This window comes from Roseateles oligotrophus (genome assembly GCF_014204525.1).
GTDB classification, from domain to species: Bacteria; Pseudomonadota; Gammaproteobacteria; order Burkholderiales; family Burkholderiaceae_C; genus Paucibacter_A; species Paucibacter_A oligotrophus_A.
On record NZ_JACHLP010000011.1, the window covers coordinates 132,895 to 148,890 of the forward strand.

Genomic DNA, 15,996 nt, shown 5'->3' on the forward strand with positions numbered 1-15,996 from the left:
CCTAACGCTATGTTCAACTGGATCGTCAGAAGCAGCCTGCACAACCGGCTCCTGGTGCTGGCCTGCGCGGCCCTGCTGCTGGTCTTGGGGGCCATCACGGCCTGGCGCACGCCGGTCGATGTCTTCCCCGACCTGAACAAGCCCGTCGTCACGGTGCTGAGCGAGGCGGGCGGCATGGCGCCGGAGGAGGTCGAGCAGCTCGTCAGCTTCCCCATCGAGACGGCGCTCAACGGCATGCCCGGCCTGACCCGGGTGCGCTCCACCTCCGGAGTGGGCCTGTCCATCGTCTACGCCGAATTCGACTGGGGCAGCGACATCTACCGCAAGCGCCAGCTGGTGGCCGAGCGCCTGGCCCAGCTGCGCGGCCAGCTGCCCGGCGACATCACGCCGGTGATGGGCCCGGTCTCGTCCATCATGGGCGAGGTGATGCTGATTGCCCTGCCCTTGGAAGATGGCAAAAACAGGGCCACCCCCATGCAGGCGCGCGAGTACGCGGACTTCGTGTTGCGGCCGCGCCTGCTGGCCATTCCCGGCGTCTCGCAGGTGATCCCCATCGGCGGCGAAGTGCGCCAGCTGCGCGTGGAGCCCGACCCGGTCCGCATGGCCCAGCTGGGCGTCTCGCTGAGCCAGATTGAGCAGGCCCTGCGCGGCTTTGCCAGCAATGCCGGTGGCGGCTTCATCGACCTGAACAAGCGGGAATACCTGATCCGCCATATCGGCCGCAGCAACAAGGTCGAAGACCTGCAAGGCATCGCCGTGGCCTGGAAGAATGGCCGGCCGGTGCTGCTGAACCAGCTGGCCGAAGTCCGCTTCGCCCCGGGCATGAAGCGCGGTGACGCGGGTTACAAGGGCGCAGCGGCGGTGATCGTCAGCGTACAGAAGCAGCCGACCGCGGACACCGTGCGCCTGAGCGCCCAGGTCGAGCAGGCGCTGGAAGAGCTGCAGGCCGGCATGCCCCAAGGCCTGTCCGCGCCCAAGGTGCTGTTCCGCCAGGCCGACTTCATCCAGGCCGCCATCGCCAATGTCAGCGAAGCGCTGCGCGACGGCGCCATCATGGTGGCCATCGTGCTGTTCGCCTTCCTGCTGTCGGCGCGCAGCACGCTGATCTCCTTGGTGGCGATTCCGCTGTCGCTGGCGGTGACGGCCCTGGTGTTCCGGCTGCTGGACCAGTCGATCAATGTGATGACCTTGGGCGGCCTGGCGATTGCCATCGGCGAGCTGGTCGACGACGCGGTGGTGGACGTGGAGAACATCCTGCGGCGCCTGAAGGAGAACCGCAAGCTGGCACAGCCCCTGCCCCTGCTGGAGCTCGTGCGCCGGGCCAGCGTCGAGGTGCGCTCGGGCATCGTCTACGCCACGGCGATCGTGGTGCTGGTGTTCCTGCCCCTGTTCGCGCTGCCGGGCGTCGAGGGTCGCTTGTTCGCACCGCTGGGCATCGCCTACATCGTCTCCATCCTGGCCTCGATGGGGGTGTCGATGACGATCACGCCGGTGCTGTGCAGTTACTTGCTGCCGCGCATGAAGCGACTGAGCGATGGCGACAGCCCGCTGGTGGCCAGGCTCAAGCATTGGGACACCAAGCTGCTGGCCTGGTCCTTCCCGCGCGCCAGGCTGTTGATAGGCGCGGCCGTGGTGGCGGTGGCCGCAGCGGCGGCCAGCGTGCCTTTTTTCCCGCGCGCTTTTCTGCCCGCCTTCAACGAGGGCTCGCTGGTGCTGGGCCTGGCCTTCAACCCCGGCACCTCGCTGGCCGAGGCCAATCGCATGGGGGCGCTGGCCGAGCAGCTGATCGGCGCGGTGCCGGGCGTGAGCCAGGTCGGCCGCCGCACCGGCCGCGCCGAGCTGGACGAGCATGCCGAGGGCGTGCACTCGGCAGAGATCGACGTGGACCTGCGCCGCGATGGGAAGCCGGTGGACCGAGAGCGCGTGATGGCGCAGATCCGCGCCCAGCTGTCCGTGCTGCCGGCCCAGGTCGCCATCGGCCAGCCCATCTCGCACCGGCTGGACCATCTGCTCTCGGGCGTGCGGGCCCAGATCGCCATCAAGATCTACGGCGACGACACCGACACCTTGCGCGGCCAGGCCGAACAGATGCGCCAGCAGCTGTCCAGCGTGAAAGGCTTGGTGGACCTGAGCGTGGAGAAGCAGGTGCTGATCCCGCAAATCCTGGTGCGCCTCGATCAGCAGCGCCTGGCCCAGACCGGCCTGGCCCCGGGCGAGGCGCTGCGCATCCTGCAAACCCTAAGCGACGGCGCCCACGGTACAAAAATCGTGGACGGCGCGCGCCGCTACGAGCTGGTGCTGCGCCTGCCGGACGGCCAGCGCGGCCCGCAAGACCTGGCCCGCACGCTGATCGACACACCGGCCGGGCGGCTGCCGCTGTCCAGCTTCGCCAGCGTCGAGGAGGCCGACGGCCCCAACCAGATAGGTCGCGAGAACGGCCGCCGCCGCATCGTCGTCTACGCCAACACCGACGGTTCGGACATGGGCCGCATCGTCGCCGACATCCGCCAGATCATCGCCGCCACGCGCTTGCCCACCGGCAGCTTCATCAGCCTGGAGGGCCAGTTCCAGGCCCAGGAGCAGGCGAGCCGGTTGATCATGGGCTTGTCTTTGCTGTCGCTGGCGATGATGTTTTTGCTGCTGTACTCGCGCTACCGCTCGGCCGTGCTGGCCGCCATCATCATGGCCAATATCCCGCTGGCCCTGATCGGCAGCGTGCTGGCGATGTGGATCGCGGGCCTGAGCCTGTCGGTGGCGGCCATGGTGGGTTTCATCACGCTGGCCGGCATCGCCAGCCGCAACGGCATCCTGAAGATCAGCCACTACCTCCATCTATGCCGTTTCGAGGGCGAGAGCTTCGGCCAGGCCATGATTGTGCGCGGCTCGCTGGAGCGTCTGACACCGGTGCTGATGACGGCCCTGGTGGCCGCCTTCGCACTGACGCCACTGCTGCTGGCCGGCGATGCCCCGGGCAAGGAAATCCTGCACCCGGTGGCCGTGGTGATCTTCGGCGGCCTGCTCAGCTCCACGCTGCTGGACACGCTGCTGACGCCCTTGCTGTTCTGGCTGCTGGGCCGCCAGCCCACCGAGCGCCTGCTGCGCGAGGCCGAGCAAACCACCTGAGCACAGACCCGGGCCAAGCGGTGCCGCCCTCAAGTGCACCACAGCTTGAACAAAGACTGAAACCATGTTGAAAAAACTGATCCCCATCACCGCCCTCGCCTTGGGCGCCCTGACGCTGAACTCCGCCATCGCCCATGGCGCCGCCAAGCCACAGCACGGCGGCGTCGTGCAAGTGGCCAACGACGTCAATTTCGAGCTGGTGGCCGAGGCCGATGGCGTGACGATTTACCTGGTGGACCATGACGAGCCCATGTCCTCCAAAGGCATTACCGGCAAGCTGAGCGTGCTGCAGGGCAGCCACAAGACCGAGGCAGAACTGAAGGAAGCCGGCGACAACAAGCTGCGCGCCACGGGTGTGAAGCTGGCCAAGGGCGACAAGGTGGTGGCCGTGCTGAACAATGTCGAAGGCCGAGCAGTGACCGTGCGTTTCACGCTGAAGTGAGTTCCCGATGACAAGCACCGCGTCTCATCTCCCCGCGCTCAAAGGCGGCTTGCTGGCCCTGCTGGCGGCGGCGCTGTTTGGCGTCAGCACACCCCTGGTCCAGAAGCTGGGCCTGGGTTTGGGGCCCTTCACGACGTCCGCCTTGCTGTACGCAGGCGCCGCCCTGGTGGGCGCCCTGCTGCGCCGGCCGGTGGAGAAGGAGGCGCGCTTGCGCCGCTCGGATCTGCCGCGCCTGCTGGCCGTGGCCTTGTTCGGCGCCCTCATCGCGCCCGTGGCCATGGCCTGGGGTCTGCAGCGCAGCAGCGGCACCGGCGCTTCGCTGCTGCTGACGCTGGAGGCGCTGTTCACGGCGGTGCTGGCCTGGAGGTTCTACGGCGAGACCATGGACCGGCGGGTGTGGAGTGCCCTGCTATTGCTGCTGGCCGGCGGCATCACCCTGGTGCTGGATCAGGGCCAGGGGGGCGGCAGCCAACTATGGGGCTTGCTGGCCGTACTGCTGGCCACCGCGGCCTGGGGCATGGACAACAGCTTGTCACGGGCGCTGGCCGAACGCGACCCCGCCCAGGTCGTGCTGGCCAAGGCCTTGCTAGGCGCCTCGGCCACCGGCGGCCTGGCCTGGCTGAGCGGCGAAGCCCTGCCGGGATGGGGCCCCGCCCTGGGTCTGCTGGCCGTGGGCGCCACAGGTTATGGCCTGAGCCTGCGCTTTTATCTGCTGGCCCAGCGCGCCTTCGGTGCGGCGCGCACCGGCTCGGTCTTCGCCTTCGCGCCCTTTATCGGCGCGGCCCTGGCCCTGGCGCTGGGCGACCGCTCGGGCGGCTGGGGGCTGCTGCTCGGCGGCGGCCTGATGCTGGCCGGCGTGCTCGTCCATCTGGCCGAATCGCACGAACACGAGCATGCGCATGAGGCCCTGGAGCATGAGCATGCCCATACCCATGATGATGGTCATCACGACCATGAGCACGAGCCCATGCCCGCCGGGCCGCACAGCCATCCGCACCGGCACCCGGCCCTGCGCCACAAGCATGCCCATGTGCCGGACCTCCATCACCGGCACACGCACTGATGCCGGGCTATTTCAGCAGCGTCTCGCGCAGGAACAGGATGGTGGCGTAGAACTGGAAGTCCTGGTTCTCCTTGCGGGCGAAGCCATGGCCCTCGTTGTCGGCGCGCAGATACCAGACCGGCGTGCCGTTCTCACGCACCTTGGCGACGATCTGCTCGGCCTCGGTATAAGGCACGCGCGGATCGTTCTTGCCCTGCACGACGAATAGCGGCTTCTTGATCAGATGCGCATTCGTCAGCGGCGAAATTTTCTCCAGATGCTCGCGCATGGCCGGGTCGCGTTCGTCGCCGTATTCCACCCGGCGCAGGTCGCGGCGATAGCTCTCGGTATTCTTCAAGAAGGTGAGGAAGTGCGAGATGCCCACCACATCGATGGAGCCGGCAATGCGCTCGGCGTAATGCGTGGCCGTGGCCAGGGTCATATAGCCGCCATAGCTGCCACCCATGATCAGAACCCGCGAGGCATCCAAGTTAGGCTGGGTGGCGATCCAGTCCAGCAAGGCGCCGATGTCCTTGACCGAGTCCTCGCGCTTGAAGCCGTTGTCCATGGCCAGAAAGCTCTTGCCAAAGCCGCTGGAGCCGCGCACATTGGGCTGGATCAGCGCAATGCCCTGCTCCATCACAAAATAGCTGTTGCGGTTCAAGAAACCCACGCTGGCCTGGCTCTCAGGACCGCCGTGGATGGAGATCAGCACCGGCCGCTTGCCCGGGAACTTCTGCGCCGGCGGCAGGGTCATCAGGCCGGAGATCGCCTGGCCGTCAAAGCTCTTCCAGCGAATGATCTGCTGCTCGGGGAAGGTTCGCGTGTCCACGCCCGGTGGCGCATAGGCTTGGGTCCAGGCCTGCAGCTGTCCTTTGCCGCTCAGGCTGTAGATCTGGCTGGGGCCATGGGCGTTATTGACGCTGAAGGCCAGTTCACCGCGCTTGTCATCGAAATGGGCGCCCCCCACATTGCCCTGGGGCAGCTTGGGCAGAGGCAGTTCCTTGGCGCTGGCGCTGTCGAAGAGATGCAGCTCGTTGCGGCCCTCGACATTGAACTGCGCCACCAGGCGGCGGCCGTCCGGGCTGAAGTTGACGCCCGAGGCGTCCCAGGGGATGTGGGCGCTGACGCGCTGCAGCTCACCCGTCGCCAGATTCAGGCGCTGCAGCTCGCGGAACTCGCCAAACTGATCGCCGCTGAACCAGAGATGCTTGCCATCCCGGCTGAAGCCGGCGCCGAAGTAACTGGTTTTCACGCTGGCGTTTGCCTGTGCCTGAGTCTTGGCCGGCAAGACCTGGCGCAGCGCGCCACTGCCCAGGTTCAGCAACCAGATCTCACTCTCATTGGCCGATAGATAGCGGGTCAGCGCCAGCTGCTTGTCATCCCTGGACAGCTGGCCGGCAAACCAGCCGCCACCGGGCAGTTCCACCAGCTTGCGGCGGCTCTTCAGGGGCTCGGCCGAGAGCGGATCGAGCTGCCAGAAGGTGGTCGTCACCTCGGCCCGGCTGCCGCCCTGGGCCGTGCGGTCCAGGGGCGTGGAGGCATAGATCAGCTCGCCCCCGGCATTCAACCAGCTCACCAAGGCATGGCGCTCTTGCGGCGGCGTCAGCAAGACGGGCGTTTTGTCGGCCCTGGGGCCCAGATCCAGGCGGTAGAGCTGGGCCACCTCGTCGCCGCCATTGGCGCGCTCGAACACCAGGTACTTGCCGGTCTTGGGCTCATAGGCCGCACGGCTGACCGGATCGGGCGCATCGGTCAGGGCCTGCAGCTCGCCCGGCTTGCCGTTCCTGGGGGCGCCCACGCTGAACAGCTGGGCGGTATTGGCGCCCGCCTGGCGGTGCGACACCAGCATCTCGCGCTGCTTCGGGTGCCAGTCCACAAAGCCATGGCCGCGGAAATCGGTGTAACGCGCCACATCCTCGGCCAGGCTTTGCGGGATGGCCGGAATGCCTTGCACCAGCAGATTTGCATTCGGCTGCACCAGGGCAGGCCTGGCCTCGTCTGCCTGGGCCAGGCCGGCACAGGCCAGGCTCAGGACCAGACTCAGCGAGGCATAGCGGAAAGAATTGGCGCGCTTGATGGGCTCGGACATCGTCTTTTCTCTTGAAATGAGGAGGGGGTCGGCAAATTGTGACCCGGCCGCAGCGCCCGGGCAGCAGGCATTCGACCAAAGACGGTATGAGTGCCATGAAGCACGGGCAGCGATTGTGTCGATCGATGCCCTTCTGGCGCAGGCAAAGATAGGTAGATGAGTCGGCGAATCGAATACCCCCTTCCGGGGGATGTCATCATTTGAATTCAAACGAATACATTACCTCTCATCGGGCCTCCGCAGGCCCGCAGGAGCAGGTTCATGACGCAAACCAGCACGACGATGGAGCCGCTGTCGGCGCGCATCCCCAGCGATCTCTACCTCTGGCTGGCCCAGCTCAAGGTCGAGGGCGCCAACACCAATAGCGACAAGCTGCGGGTGCTGCTGGGCCAGCTGAAGCGCCAGCACGATGGCGCGTTCGACTTCGTCACCGCCCTGGCCTGGTGCCGCGACCTGGCCGCCCGGCCGCGCGCCGCCCTGGCCCAGCTGGAGGCCGACACCGGCCGGCACTCCGAAGTGCTGAGCCAGGCGCTGGAACACCTCAGCCACGCGATGGCGCTGCTGATCAGCGCTGACCTTAGCAGCCTGGATCAGGCCGCCCAGCTGGAGGACAAGCTGCTGCGCCGCAGCTTCGCCCATACCGAATCGCTATTGCGCCAGGCCACCACGCCGCAGGCCGCGGCCTTCGACCCCGCTGTGGTGCTGCGCCATCTGGGCGCCACCCTGCAATTGGCGCAAGCCATCCACCGTCTGCAACAAGACCCCCCGAAAGGAGTTTGATATGGCCGAAACCCTGAGATCCCGCGTCACCCGTGCGATGGCCGGCGGCGTCCATGCCTTGCTGGACCGCATCGAGGAGCGCGCGCCCGAGGCCATGATGGAGCAAGCCCTGCGCGAGCTGGACCAGGTGGTGGACGAGGTGCGCCACGAGCTGGGCCGGCTCACCGCCAACCGCCACCTGGCCCAGCAGCGCCATGCCGAACTGAACCGCCAGCATGACACGCTGAAGGCCCAGATCGAGCTGGCCCTGGGCCAGCGCCGCGAGGACCTGGCGCGCGCCGCCGTGGGCCGCCAGCTGGACATCGAAACCCAGCTGCCCCTGCTGGAGACCAACCTGGCCGAACTGGCCCAGCAGGAGGGCGAGCACCGCGGCTATGTCGACGCCTTGCTGGCCAAGCGGCGCGAGATGGAGGCGGCGCTGAGCCAGTTCCGGCAGAGCCGCGCGGCCATGGCGAACACGCCCAGCGGCTCGGCCGCCGGCAGCACGGCGGCGCAGATCGAGCAGCGCCTGGCCGGTGCCACCGGCGCTTTTGACCGCATTTACGAGCGCCAAACCGGCCTCGACGGCCCGGCCCGCGCCGGCCGGCTGGCGGACGCCAGCAAGCTGCAATCCCTGGAGGAACTGCTGCGCCAGACCCAGATCGAGGCCCGCCTGGCCCAGCTCAAGCAGCCCGGCTCCGACGGTCAAGCATGAGCCTCTTCACCACCCCCGAGAACCTGCCCTTCGGCATCGCCTTCGCGCTGATCGTCGGCATCGCCCTGCTGGAAGGCCTGGGCATGATGATCGCGGCGAGCCCCAGCAACTGGCTGGACGACTGGCTGCCCGAGGCCGGCCATGACAGCGCGCTGGACCAGGTGCTGGGCTGGCTGCATCTGGGCCGGCTGCCTGCCCTGGTCATCCTCTTGCTGTTCCTGACCGGCTATGCCTTGTTTGGCTACAGCCTGCAACTGGTCAGCCGCGGCCTGGTCGGCCACTACCTGCCGGCCTGGCTGGCCGGACTGGCGGCCGTGCCGGCCGGGCTGACCACGGTGCGCGCGCTCGGCGCCCTGGTGGCCCACATCATCCCGCGCGACGAAAGCACGGCCGTCAGCGCCCAGACCCTGCTGGGCCGCATCGCCACCGTCTATGCCGGCCAGGCCCGCCAAGGCCTGGCCGCCCAGGCCCGGGTGCGCGACGAGCATGGCCGCGTCCACCACCTGCTGGTCGAACCCGACCTGGCCGAGGAGGTCTTCGAGGAGGGCAGCGAGCTGCTGCTGGTACGCAAGCAAGGCGCCATCTACCGCGCCATCCGCAACCCGCATCCGGGCCTGGTGCAAGGCTGATCAAGGGCTGGCCATCAAGCCCATCGAACGAGGAGAAAACCCATGGAAAACAACAATCTGATCGAACTCGGCGTTATCGCTGGCATCGCCCTGCTGGGCCTGGTGGCCATAGGCCTGGTGTTTGCGCGCCTGTACAAGCGCTCGACCAAGGAGACCGCATTCGTGCGCACCGGCCTGGGCGGGCAGAAGGTCATCATGGACGGCGGCGCCATCGTGCTGCCGGTGTTCCATGAACGCGTGCTGGTCAATATGAACACGCTGAAACTGGAAGTCATGCGCCGCGAGCGCGAAAGCCTGATCACCAAGGACCGCATGCGGGTGGATGTGACCGCCGCCTTCTTCGTGCGCGTGCAGCAGACGGCCGAGGCCGTCAGCACGGCCGCCCAGACCCTGGGCACGCGCACGCTGGCGCCGGAGGCGTTGAAGTCCCTGGTCGAGGACAAATTCGTCGACGCCCTGCGCGCCACCGCCGCCACCATGACCATCCAGGAGCTGCAGGACAAGCGCCGCGACTTTGTGCAGGCGGTGCAGAACGCGGTGGCCGAAGACCTGGAGAAGAACGGTCTGGAGCTGGAGTCGGTCTCGCTGACCAGCCTGGACCAGACCGACAAGCAATTCTTCAACCCCAACAATGCCTTCGACGCCGAGGGCCTGACCCGGCTGACCGAGCAGACCGAGGCACGCCGCAAGCAGCGCAACGACGTCGAGCAGGAAACCGAGATGCAGATGCGCACCAAGAACCTGGAGGCGCAGCGCCAGAAGCTGAGCATCGAGCAGGACCAGGAGTTCGCCACCCTGACCCAGCAACGCCAGGTGGAAACCGCGCGCGCCGAGCAGGCCGCACAAATCCTCACCCAGCAGGCCGAGCGCAGCCGCGAGGCCGAGGCCGCCAAGATCGAGGCGGAGCGCCAGGTCAGCCAGAAGAAGATCGAGGCGGAACGCGAGATCAAGGCGGCCGAGATCGACAAAAACCTGGTCGTGCAGACGCGCGAGATCGAGCTGGAGCGCAAGACCGAGATGCAGCGCGCCGAGCAGCGCAAGCAGGTGGAAATCGCCCGCCAGGACATGGCCATCGCCATCGCCAACAAGAGCAAGGAGCAGTCACTGGCCGATGCCCAGGCCAATCAGGCGCGCGCCGACGCCGTCAAGGCCGAGGAAGGCGTCAACACCGCCCGCCAGGTGGCCGTGGCCGAGCGGGAGAAGAACATCCAGCTGATCGAGGCCAGCAAGGAGGCCGAACAGCAGGCCATCGCCGTCAAGGTGTCGGCCTCGGCCGAGAAGGAGGCGGCGCTGGACCGCGCCGAGGCCATCACCATCGAGGCACGCGCCAAGCAGGCGGCCGCCCTGGCCGAGGCCGAGGGCCGACGCGCCATCAACGAGGCGCTGAACACCTTGTCGGCCGCGCAGATCGATCTGCAGGTGCGCACCCAGCTGCTGCAACAGCTGCCACAAATCATCGAGCAGGCGGTGCGGCCGATGGAGCAGATCGACTCGATCCGCATCGTCCAGGTGAATGGGCTGAACGGCGGTGCGCCCGGGGCGGCGAACGAGGGCGGCGGCACTCAGGCGGTGGGCACCTTCCCCGAGCAGGTGATGAACTCGGCCCTGCAATACCAGATCGCCAAGCCCATCGTCGACGCGGTGATGAAGGACGCCGGCCTCAGCAACGAGGGCATCACCGGCATGGCCCACAAGCTGGCCGATATGTTGCAGGCACCGGCCCAGGCCGGCGCCTGAGCCCTCAGCTGCGTATCTTGTAACCCCGCCGCAGCAGCTCCAGCGCCAGGCCCGCCACGACGCAGAAGCTGCTGCCCACCACCACCAGGCTGAGCCAGGGCGAGACGTCGCTGACGCCGAAGAAACCGTGGCGGAATCCGTCGATGATGTAGAAGAAGGGGTTCAGATGGCTAACGGCCAGCCACAGCGGCGGCAGGGAATGCACCGAATAGAACACGCCCGAGAGAAAAGTCATGGGCATGATGATGAAGTTCTGGAAGGCCGCCAGTTGGTCGAACTTCTCGGCCCACAGGCCGGCGATCAGGCCCAGCGTGCCCATGATGGCCGCGCCCAGCAGGGCGAAGATCAGGATCCAGCCCGCGCCCGCCACGCTCAGCGGCGCAAACCAGGCCGTCACCACCAGCACGCCCAGGCCCACCACCAGGCCGCGCACCAGGGCCGCGCCCACATAGGCCACAAACCAGGCCCAGTGCGAGAGCGGCGTGACCAGCAGAAAGACCAGATTGCCCGTCACCTTGCTCTGGATCAGGCTGGAGCTGCTGTTGGCAAAGGCGTTCTGCAGCACGCTCATCATCACCAGGCCGGGGATCAGAAAGCTGGTGTAGCCCACCGTGTCGTAGACCTTGACATGATTCTCCAGCGCATGGCCGAAGATCAGCAGATAGAGCACCGAGGTCAGCACCGGCGCGGCCACGGTCTGGAAGGCGACCTTCCAGAAGCGCAGCACTTCCTTGTAAAACAGGGTCCGCGACCCTTGCAGCATCAGCAGGCTCATGCGGCCACTCCTTCTTGCACCTGTGCTTGTGTCTGTGCTTGGGGCCTGGCTTCGCCCTGCATGATTTCCAGGAACACGTCTTCCAGATCGGCGCGACCTATCTCCAGATCCTCCACCGGGCAGTGCGCCGCGCGCAGCGTGGCCAGCACCTGCTCCACCTCGGCCGCGTCATGGGCCTTGATCTGCACAATGCGGCCGGTGATGCGGGCCTGGGGCAGCAAAACTTCGGGCAGGGCGGCATCGGTCTTGAAGCGCAGCATGGAGGCGGCGCGGCCCTTGAGCAGGTCCGAGGTGCGATCCAGCGCGACGATGCGCCCCTGCTTCAGCATGGCCAGGCGGCCGCACAAGGCCTCGGCCTCTTCCAGATAATGGGTCGTCAGCAGCACGGTATGGCCCTCGCGGTTCAGGCGCGCGATGAACTGCCACAGGGTCTGGCGCAGCTCCACATCCACGCCGGCCGTGGGCTCGTCCAGCACGATCACCGGCGGGCGGTGCACCAGGGCTTGCGCCACCAGCACGCGGCGCTTCATGCCACCGGAGAGCTGGCGCATATTGGCGTTAGCCTTGTCGCTAAGCCCCAACTCATGCAGCAACTCGTCGATCCAGGCCTCGTTATTGCGCACGCCGAAATAGCCGCTCTGGATACGGAGCGATTCGCGCACGCTGAAGAATGGGTCGAAGACCAGTTCCTGCGGCACGATGCCCAGCTGGCGGCGGGCGGCTGCATAGTCCTTCACCACGTCCGCCCCCAGCACCGAGACCTGGCCGCCGCTGGCCTGGGCCAGGCCGGCCAGGATGCTGATCAAGCTGGTCTTGCCCGCGCCGTTGGGGCCCAAAAGCCCGAAGAACTCGCCCTGACCAATGTCGAAAGACACGCCGTCCAGCGCCCTGAACTGGCCGCCGCGATAGGTCTTGCTGACGTTCTGAAACGAAATGGCCGGCAAAGACTTGCCGGCCGTTGAGGTGTTTTGTTCACGCATGGCCTGGATTGTAGGAAGGCGCCGACTTCGGCGCTGCGCCAAGGTCTCTCTCGTCCCGCGCGTGACAGTGGAGCGAAAACCCTAGAGACAAGCCCCGCCTTGATGCAAGAATCCAGGCCAGGAGACCCCCTATTCATGGCCACAAAAAAGACGCCTCGCCGCACCGCCGAACGAATCCTCGAAGTGACGCTGGACTTGTTCAATCGCTTTGGCGAGCCCAACGTCTCCACCACCCTGATCTCGGCCGAGTTGAGCATCAGCCCCGGCAATCTCTACTACCACTTTCCGGCCAAGGACGAGCTGATCAATGCCTTGTTCAACCGCTATGAACAGGAGCTCGGCCATCTGCTGGCCGCGGCCGAGAATGTGCGCAATGTGGAGGACGCCTGGCTGTTCTTCCACATGCTTTACGAGCTGATCTGGAAGCACCGTTTCCTCTACCGCGATCTGAACGATCTGCTGTCCAAAAACCGCCGCCTGGAAACCCATTTCCAGACCGTGCTGAATCAAAAAGGCCTGGCCATGCGCCAGGTCCTGGCCGGCCTGCAAAAAGGCGGCGTGCTGAATATGGCGGGCAGCCGCGAGGCCCTGCCCACCGCCAATTCCATGGTGGTGCTCTTGAGCTACTGGCTCAGCTTCGAATATGTGCGCGACCCCCGCCATGCCCTGGAGCCCGAGCAGGCCGGTGCCGCCCTGATGCGCGGGGCCTTTCATGTGCTGAGCCTGCTGCTGCCCTATCTGGAGCCGGCCTCCAAGGATCATTTATTCGCGCTTGCCAACCAGTACCAACAATCCTGAAGGAGAGATGAGCATGGCCAAATGGACCGCCTTCCCGCATGACAACCGCGCCTTCCAGTACAGCCCGGCGACGCTGAAAAAACACTGGGCCCGCCTGCACGCTGGCGACGCCGAGCCCTTCCCCAAGGACGCGGCCGTGCAGCAGGCCTGGATCCACTTCCATGCCGGCGAGTTCCAGCTGGCGCATGACGCGGGTCTGGCCGTGGGCGGCGCGGGCATCACGGTGGCCAACAAGGCCCAGGCCATCTACGCCAACTATCTGGAGAAAAAGGAAAAGACCAAGCTGGAGATGTTTCTGGAAGTGGCCGAACGCGCCGGCGCCCAGCAGGAGGAAGAGCCCAAGAACCCCAATGCCTATTACTGGGAGGCCTATGCCATCGGCCGCTACGGCCAGGGCATCAGCGTGGCCAAGGCCCTGGCCCAGGGCCTGGGCAGCAAGGTCAAGAATGCCCTGGAGAAAACCATTGAGCTGGCCCCCAAGCATGCCGACGCCCATATCGCCCTGGGCGCCTTCCATGCCGAGGTGATCGACAAGGTCGGCAAGCTGCTGGGCAAGACCCAGGGCGCCGACACCGCCACCGGCCTGAAGCTGTTTGTGCAGGCCTTGCAGCTCAACCCCACCAGCGCCATCGCCATGGTGGAGCGCGCCAACGGACTCGTCATGCTGGAGGGCGACAAGCGCATGAAGGAGGCCGAGGCCCTCTACGCCGACGCGGCCGCTTGCGAGCCCATGGACGCGATGGAGGCGCTGGACATCGCCATGGCCCGCGAGGAAATGGAAGACTGAGCCCGCGCACAAAGGGCCGGAAGGCGCTTTGTGGCTGGCGAAGGCCCTGCCGCGATACAGGCGGCAGGGCTGAGGCCGGTATCGCAAGGGAGCGCAAAGCGTGACAAACATCACACCCAAGCCCCTGTGCGTATCAACCCTCCCCCGTATTCACTGCTTGTCAGCGCCGCGCCACCTTCGCTAAGCTGCAGGTTCAACGGGTCCTGCCACAAGTGCTGGCCCAAGGCCCGCTCCCGCACCCTAACGACACAAAGGCTGACGATATGAAGTCCATTCTTGCCGCCCTGATCCTGGCACCCATGGCCATGCTGGCTTGCGCACAAACGCCCGAGGCCACGGCCCTGCGCGTTGAATGCGCGGCCAAGAACCTGCCCGCCGCGGCGGCCAACGACTCCAATGAGTACAGCTTCGTCTACCGCAAGGGCGAGTACCGTGGCGAGAAGCAGAACGGCAAATTCGTCGGCTGCAATGACAAGCAGTACACCGCCTATCTGGCCAGCGCCGACCCGCTGCGCGTGATGTCGGCCTATCCCACGGCCGCCGGCCGCCCGGTCGTCAATATCAAGCCCGATCTGAAGGCTGCGGCCAAGGCCGAACAGAAATAAGCCAACACAGGCCAAAAAACTGACGCAAGGCAAGGGCGGGCCTGACCCGCCTCTTTTTCGTCCTCAATCCGGCTCCGAACCCCAGGGCAGCATCAGCGCCAGCACCAGCAGCTTGTTGAACTCGGGCGTGAACTGGGCAATCACCCCCTCGGGGTCGGGGCATAGCGTGCTGTCGGTGATCAGGCCGAACTGCACATGGCCGGCATAGGTCAGGATGCTGACGCCCACGCCGATATCGCCGGATTGCGGCACCCAGAACATCACCCGCTCCACCGTCGCGCCGCAGAACTTCAAGGCCTCGGCCGGACCCGGCACATTGGTCATCACCGCCGTGGCCTTTTTGGCGAACAGATTCAGCATGGCCTGCTGCACCGGCTTGATCAACAGCCCCGCCACCGACAGCAGGCCAAAGGCCAGCACCGGCTGGAAGCTGCCCTTGAGCTCCTGCATGCGAGCCTTGACGGCATAAAGCCGCTCCACCGGATTCTCGATGCCAATGGGCAGCACCAGGGGCACCAGGCCGAAGCGGTTGCCCAGCTGATAAGCCTTTTCCAGCGGGCGCAGATTGACCGGCACCATGGCGCGGATCTCCTGGCCGCCCACATCGTCGCCCTTCTCTTGCAGATAACGGCCAATCGCACCGGCCACGCAGCTCAGCAAGACGTCATTGATGGAGGCATTCATGGCCTTGCCCACCGCCTTGACGGCGTCCAGCGGCAGGGGTTCGCCCCAGGCCACCCGCTTGGCCCTGCCGGGCTTGCCCTTGAGGCGGGTGGGGGAGTCGTCGGCCATCAGGGCAAACGCGGCCACATCGCTGACGGCCTGGTAACCCAGGCGCGCCATCTCCAGGCTGTTGTCGATGGGGTGCGGCGCATGCATCATCTGATCGACCGACTTGGACATGCTCTTGCCGGCCAGGCCTATGGCCTTGATGGTCATCGCCGAGATGGGGCGCAGCAAGGAGTCGGTGAGCCAGTCCTGATCGTCCCTGGCCTGCTGCTGGCGCTTGGGCGGCGCGCGGCCGCCGTCGGTGATGGACAGCATCACCGCGATCAGGGCGATGCCATCACCGATGCAGTGGTGGATGCGGGCGATCAGGGCGCTGGAGCCGTCGCCCATCTCCTCCACCAGTTGGAACTGCCACAGCGGATGGGCCGGATCCAGGGCCTGCATGGCCAACTCACCCACCCGCTCCTTCAGCGCCTCCTCCGCCGTCTGGCCGCGCAGGGGCAGCAGGATCTCGGCCTGCACATGGCGGGCTATATCGAAATCTTCGTCTTCCACCCACTGGGCGCCGAGCGAATCTTCAAGCACTTTCTGCTGGAAGCGGGGGTATTGCAGCAGCCGCGCCTCGATGCGCTCGCGCAGCGCCGCCAGTTGGATGCCTGGCCGGATCCGCCAAACGCCCACAATCATCATCAGATTGGACTCGGTGTCCATGCGCAGCCAGGCCGTGTCCACCTTGGACATGCGTTCATGCAAAGAAGCCAAAGTCGTCTCCTGTCTTGTTCT

At 66.3% G+C, this 15,996-nt stretch carries 14 protein-coding genes; 10 read left to right on the forward strand and 4 right to left on the reverse strand.

Translation table 11 applies throughout. The features are described from left to right. Window positions 1-9: 9 nt before the first annotated feature. The 3 genes from HNP55_RS21665 to HNP55_RS21675 all read left to right on the forward strand — a co-directional run bounded on the left by HNP55_RS21665 (window position 10) and on the right by HNP55_RS21675 (window position 4,628). Entirely contained in the window at window positions 10-3,123 is a 3,114-nt protein-coding gene (locus HNP55_RS21665; protein WP_184304093.1) for an efflux RND transporter permease subunit, read from the forward strand. Window positions 3,124-3,187: 64 nt separating this feature from the next. Further along, the gene (locus HNP55_RS21670; protein ID WP_221439731.1) at window positions 3,188-3,565 is read left to right on the forward strand and encodes a hypothetical protein; all 378 of its coding nucleotides are present in this window, start codon (window positions 3,188-3,190) and stop codon (window positions 3,563-3,565) included. 7 nt (window positions 3,566-3,572) lie between these two features. Continuing rightward, a complete protein-coding gene (locus HNP55_RS21675) occupies window positions 3,573-4,628 on the forward strand; it encodes a DMT family transporter (protein ID WP_184304094.1) in 1,056 nt (351 codons plus the stop codon). A gap of 7 nt (window positions 4,629-4,635) precedes the next feature. Here the strand turns inward: HNP55_RS21675 and HNP55_RS21680 are convergent, their stop codons facing one another. After that, a complete protein-coding gene (locus HNP55_RS21680) occupies window positions 4,636-6,699 on the reverse strand; it encodes a prolyl oligopeptidase family serine peptidase (RefSeq protein WP_184304095.1) in 2,064 nt (687 codons plus the stop codon). A gap of 261 nt (window positions 6,700-6,960) precedes the next feature. Between HNP55_RS21680 and HNP55_RS21685 the strand changes: the two genes are divergently transcribed. The 4 genes from HNP55_RS21685 to HNP55_RS21700 are packed head-to-tail and all read left to right on the forward strand — an operon-like array spanning window position 6,961 to window position 10,539. Next, window positions 6,961-7,479 carry a hypothetical protein gene (locus HNP55_RS21685; RefSeq protein WP_184304097.1) on the forward strand — a complete coding sequence of 173 codons (519 nt, stop codon included), beginning with the start codon at window positions 6,961-6,963 and terminating at the stop codon, window positions 7,477-7,479. A gap of 1 nt (window position 7,480) precedes the next feature. After that, a complete protein-coding gene (locus tag HNP55_RS21690) occupies window positions 7,481-8,173 on the forward strand; it encodes a PspA/IM30 family protein (protein WP_184304099.1) in 693 nt (230 codons plus the stop codon). Further along, window positions 8,170-8,802: a YqiJ family protein gene (locus HNP55_RS21695; protein WP_184304101.1), complete on the forward strand. Its 633-nt coding sequence runs from the start codon at window positions 8,170-8,172 to the stop codon at window positions 8,800-8,802. Before HNP55_RS21690 ends, HNP55_RS21695 begins: the two co-directional genes overlap by 4 nt. 42 nt (window positions 8,803-8,844) lie before the next feature. Then, window positions 8,845-10,539: a flotillin family protein gene (locus tag HNP55_RS21700; RefSeq protein WP_184304103.1), complete on the forward strand. Its 1,695-nt coding sequence runs from the start codon at window positions 8,845-8,847 to the stop codon at window positions 10,537-10,539. Between the two features lie 4 nt (window positions 10,540-10,543). On the opposite strand, the gene HNP55_RS21705 is transcribed toward HNP55_RS21700, so the two are convergent. Then, window positions 10,544-11,314, reverse strand: coding sequence for an ABC transporter permease (locus tag HNP55_RS21705; protein WP_184304105.1), 771 nt, complete (start codon window positions 11,312-11,314; stop codon window positions 10,544-10,546). Next, a complete protein-coding gene (locus tag HNP55_RS21710; RefSeq protein WP_184304180.1) occupies window positions 11,311-12,258 on the reverse strand; it encodes an ABC transporter ATP-binding protein in 948 nt (315 codons plus the stop codon). The genes HNP55_RS21705 and HNP55_RS21710 overlap by 4 nt, the downstream gene beginning before the upstream one ends. A gap of 171 nt (window positions 12,259-12,429) precedes the next feature. On the opposite strand from HNP55_RS21710, the gene HNP55_RS21715 reads away from it, so the two are divergent. The 3 genes from HNP55_RS21715 to HNP55_RS21725 all read left to right on the forward strand — a co-directional run bounded on the left by HNP55_RS21715 (window position 12,430) and on the right by HNP55_RS21725 (window position 14,484). Next, on the forward strand, window positions 12,430-13,092 hold the full coding sequence (locus HNP55_RS21715) for a TetR/AcrR family transcriptional regulator (protein ID WP_184304107.1): 663 nt from the start codon (window positions 12,430-12,432) through the stop codon (window positions 13,090-13,092). A 13-nt stretch (window positions 13,093-13,105) separates the two neighbouring features. After that, the gene (locus tag HNP55_RS21720; RefSeq protein ID WP_184304109.1) at window positions 13,106-13,879 is read left to right on the forward strand and encodes a hypothetical protein; all 774 of its coding nucleotides are present in this window, start codon (window positions 13,106-13,108) and stop codon (window positions 13,877-13,879) included. Window positions 13,880-14,142: 263 nt separating this feature from the next. Next, complete coding sequence (locus tag HNP55_RS21725; RefSeq protein ID WP_184304111.1) at window positions 14,143-14,484, forward strand: hypothetical protein; 342 nt, start codon at window positions 14,143-14,145, stop codon at window positions 14,482-14,484. 63 nt (window positions 14,485-14,547) lie between these two features. On the opposite strand, the gene HNP55_RS21730 is transcribed toward HNP55_RS21725, so the two are convergent. Next, entirely contained in the window at window positions 14,548-15,954 is a 1,407-nt protein-coding gene (locus HNP55_RS21730; RefSeq protein WP_184304182.1) for a wax ester/triacylglycerol synthase family O-acyltransferase, read from the reverse strand. Window positions 15,955-15,996: the final 42 nt, after the last annotated feature.

What these genes read in the sequence shown, in the direction of transcription:
- HNP55_RS21665 (WP_184304093.1), top strand. Translation starts at nt 10, where the DNA reads ATGTTCAACTGGATCGTCAGAAGCAGCCTGCACAACCGGCTCCTGGTG.
- HNP55_RS21670 (WP_221439731.1), top strand. Translation starts at nt 3,188, where the DNA reads ATGTTGAAAAAACTGATCCCCATCACCGCCCTCGCCTTGGGCGCCCTG.
- HNP55_RS21675 (WP_184304094.1), top strand. Translation starts at nt 3,573, where the DNA reads ATGACAAGCACCGCGTCTCATCTCCCCGCGCTCAAAGGCGGCTTGCTG.
- HNP55_RS21680 (WP_184304095.1), bottom strand. Translation starts at nt 6,699, where the DNA reads ATGTCCGAGCCCATCAAGCGCGCCAATTCTTTCCGCTATGCCTCGCTG.
- HNP55_RS21685 (WP_184304097.1), top strand. Translation starts at nt 6,961, where the DNA reads ATGACGCAAACCAGCACGACGATGGAGCCGCTGTCGGCGCGCATCCCC.
- HNP55_RS21690 (WP_184304099.1), top strand. Translation starts at nt 7,481, where the DNA reads ATGGCCGAAACCCTGAGATCCCGCGTCACCCGTGCGATGGCCGGCGGC.
- HNP55_RS21695 (WP_184304101.1), top strand. Translation starts at nt 8,170, where the DNA reads ATGAGCCTCTTCACCACCCCCGAGAACCTGCCCTTCGGCATCGCCTTC.
- HNP55_RS21700 (WP_184304103.1), top strand. Translation starts at nt 8,845, where the DNA reads ATGGAAAACAACAATCTGATCGAACTCGGCGTTATCGCTGGCATCGCC.
- HNP55_RS21705 (WP_184304105.1), bottom strand. Translation starts at nt 11,314, where the DNA reads ATGAGCCTGCTGATGCTGCAAGGGTCGCGGACCCTGTTTTACAAGGAA.
- HNP55_RS21715 (WP_184304107.1), top strand. Translation starts at nt 12,430, where the DNA reads ATGGCCACAAAAAAGACGCCTCGCCGCACCGCCGAACGAATCCTCGAA.
- HNP55_RS21720 (WP_184304109.1), top strand. Translation starts at nt 13,106, where the DNA reads ATGGCCAAATGGACCGCCTTCCCGCATGACAACCGCGCCTTCCAGTAC.
- HNP55_RS21725 (WP_184304111.1), top strand. Translation starts at nt 14,143, where the DNA reads ATGAAGTCCATTCTTGCCGCCCTGATCCTGGCACCCATGGCCATGCTG.
- HNP55_RS21730 (WP_184304182.1), bottom strand. Translation starts at nt 15,954, where the DNA reads ATGTCCAAGGTGGACACGGCCTGGCTGCGCATGGACACCGAGTCCAAT.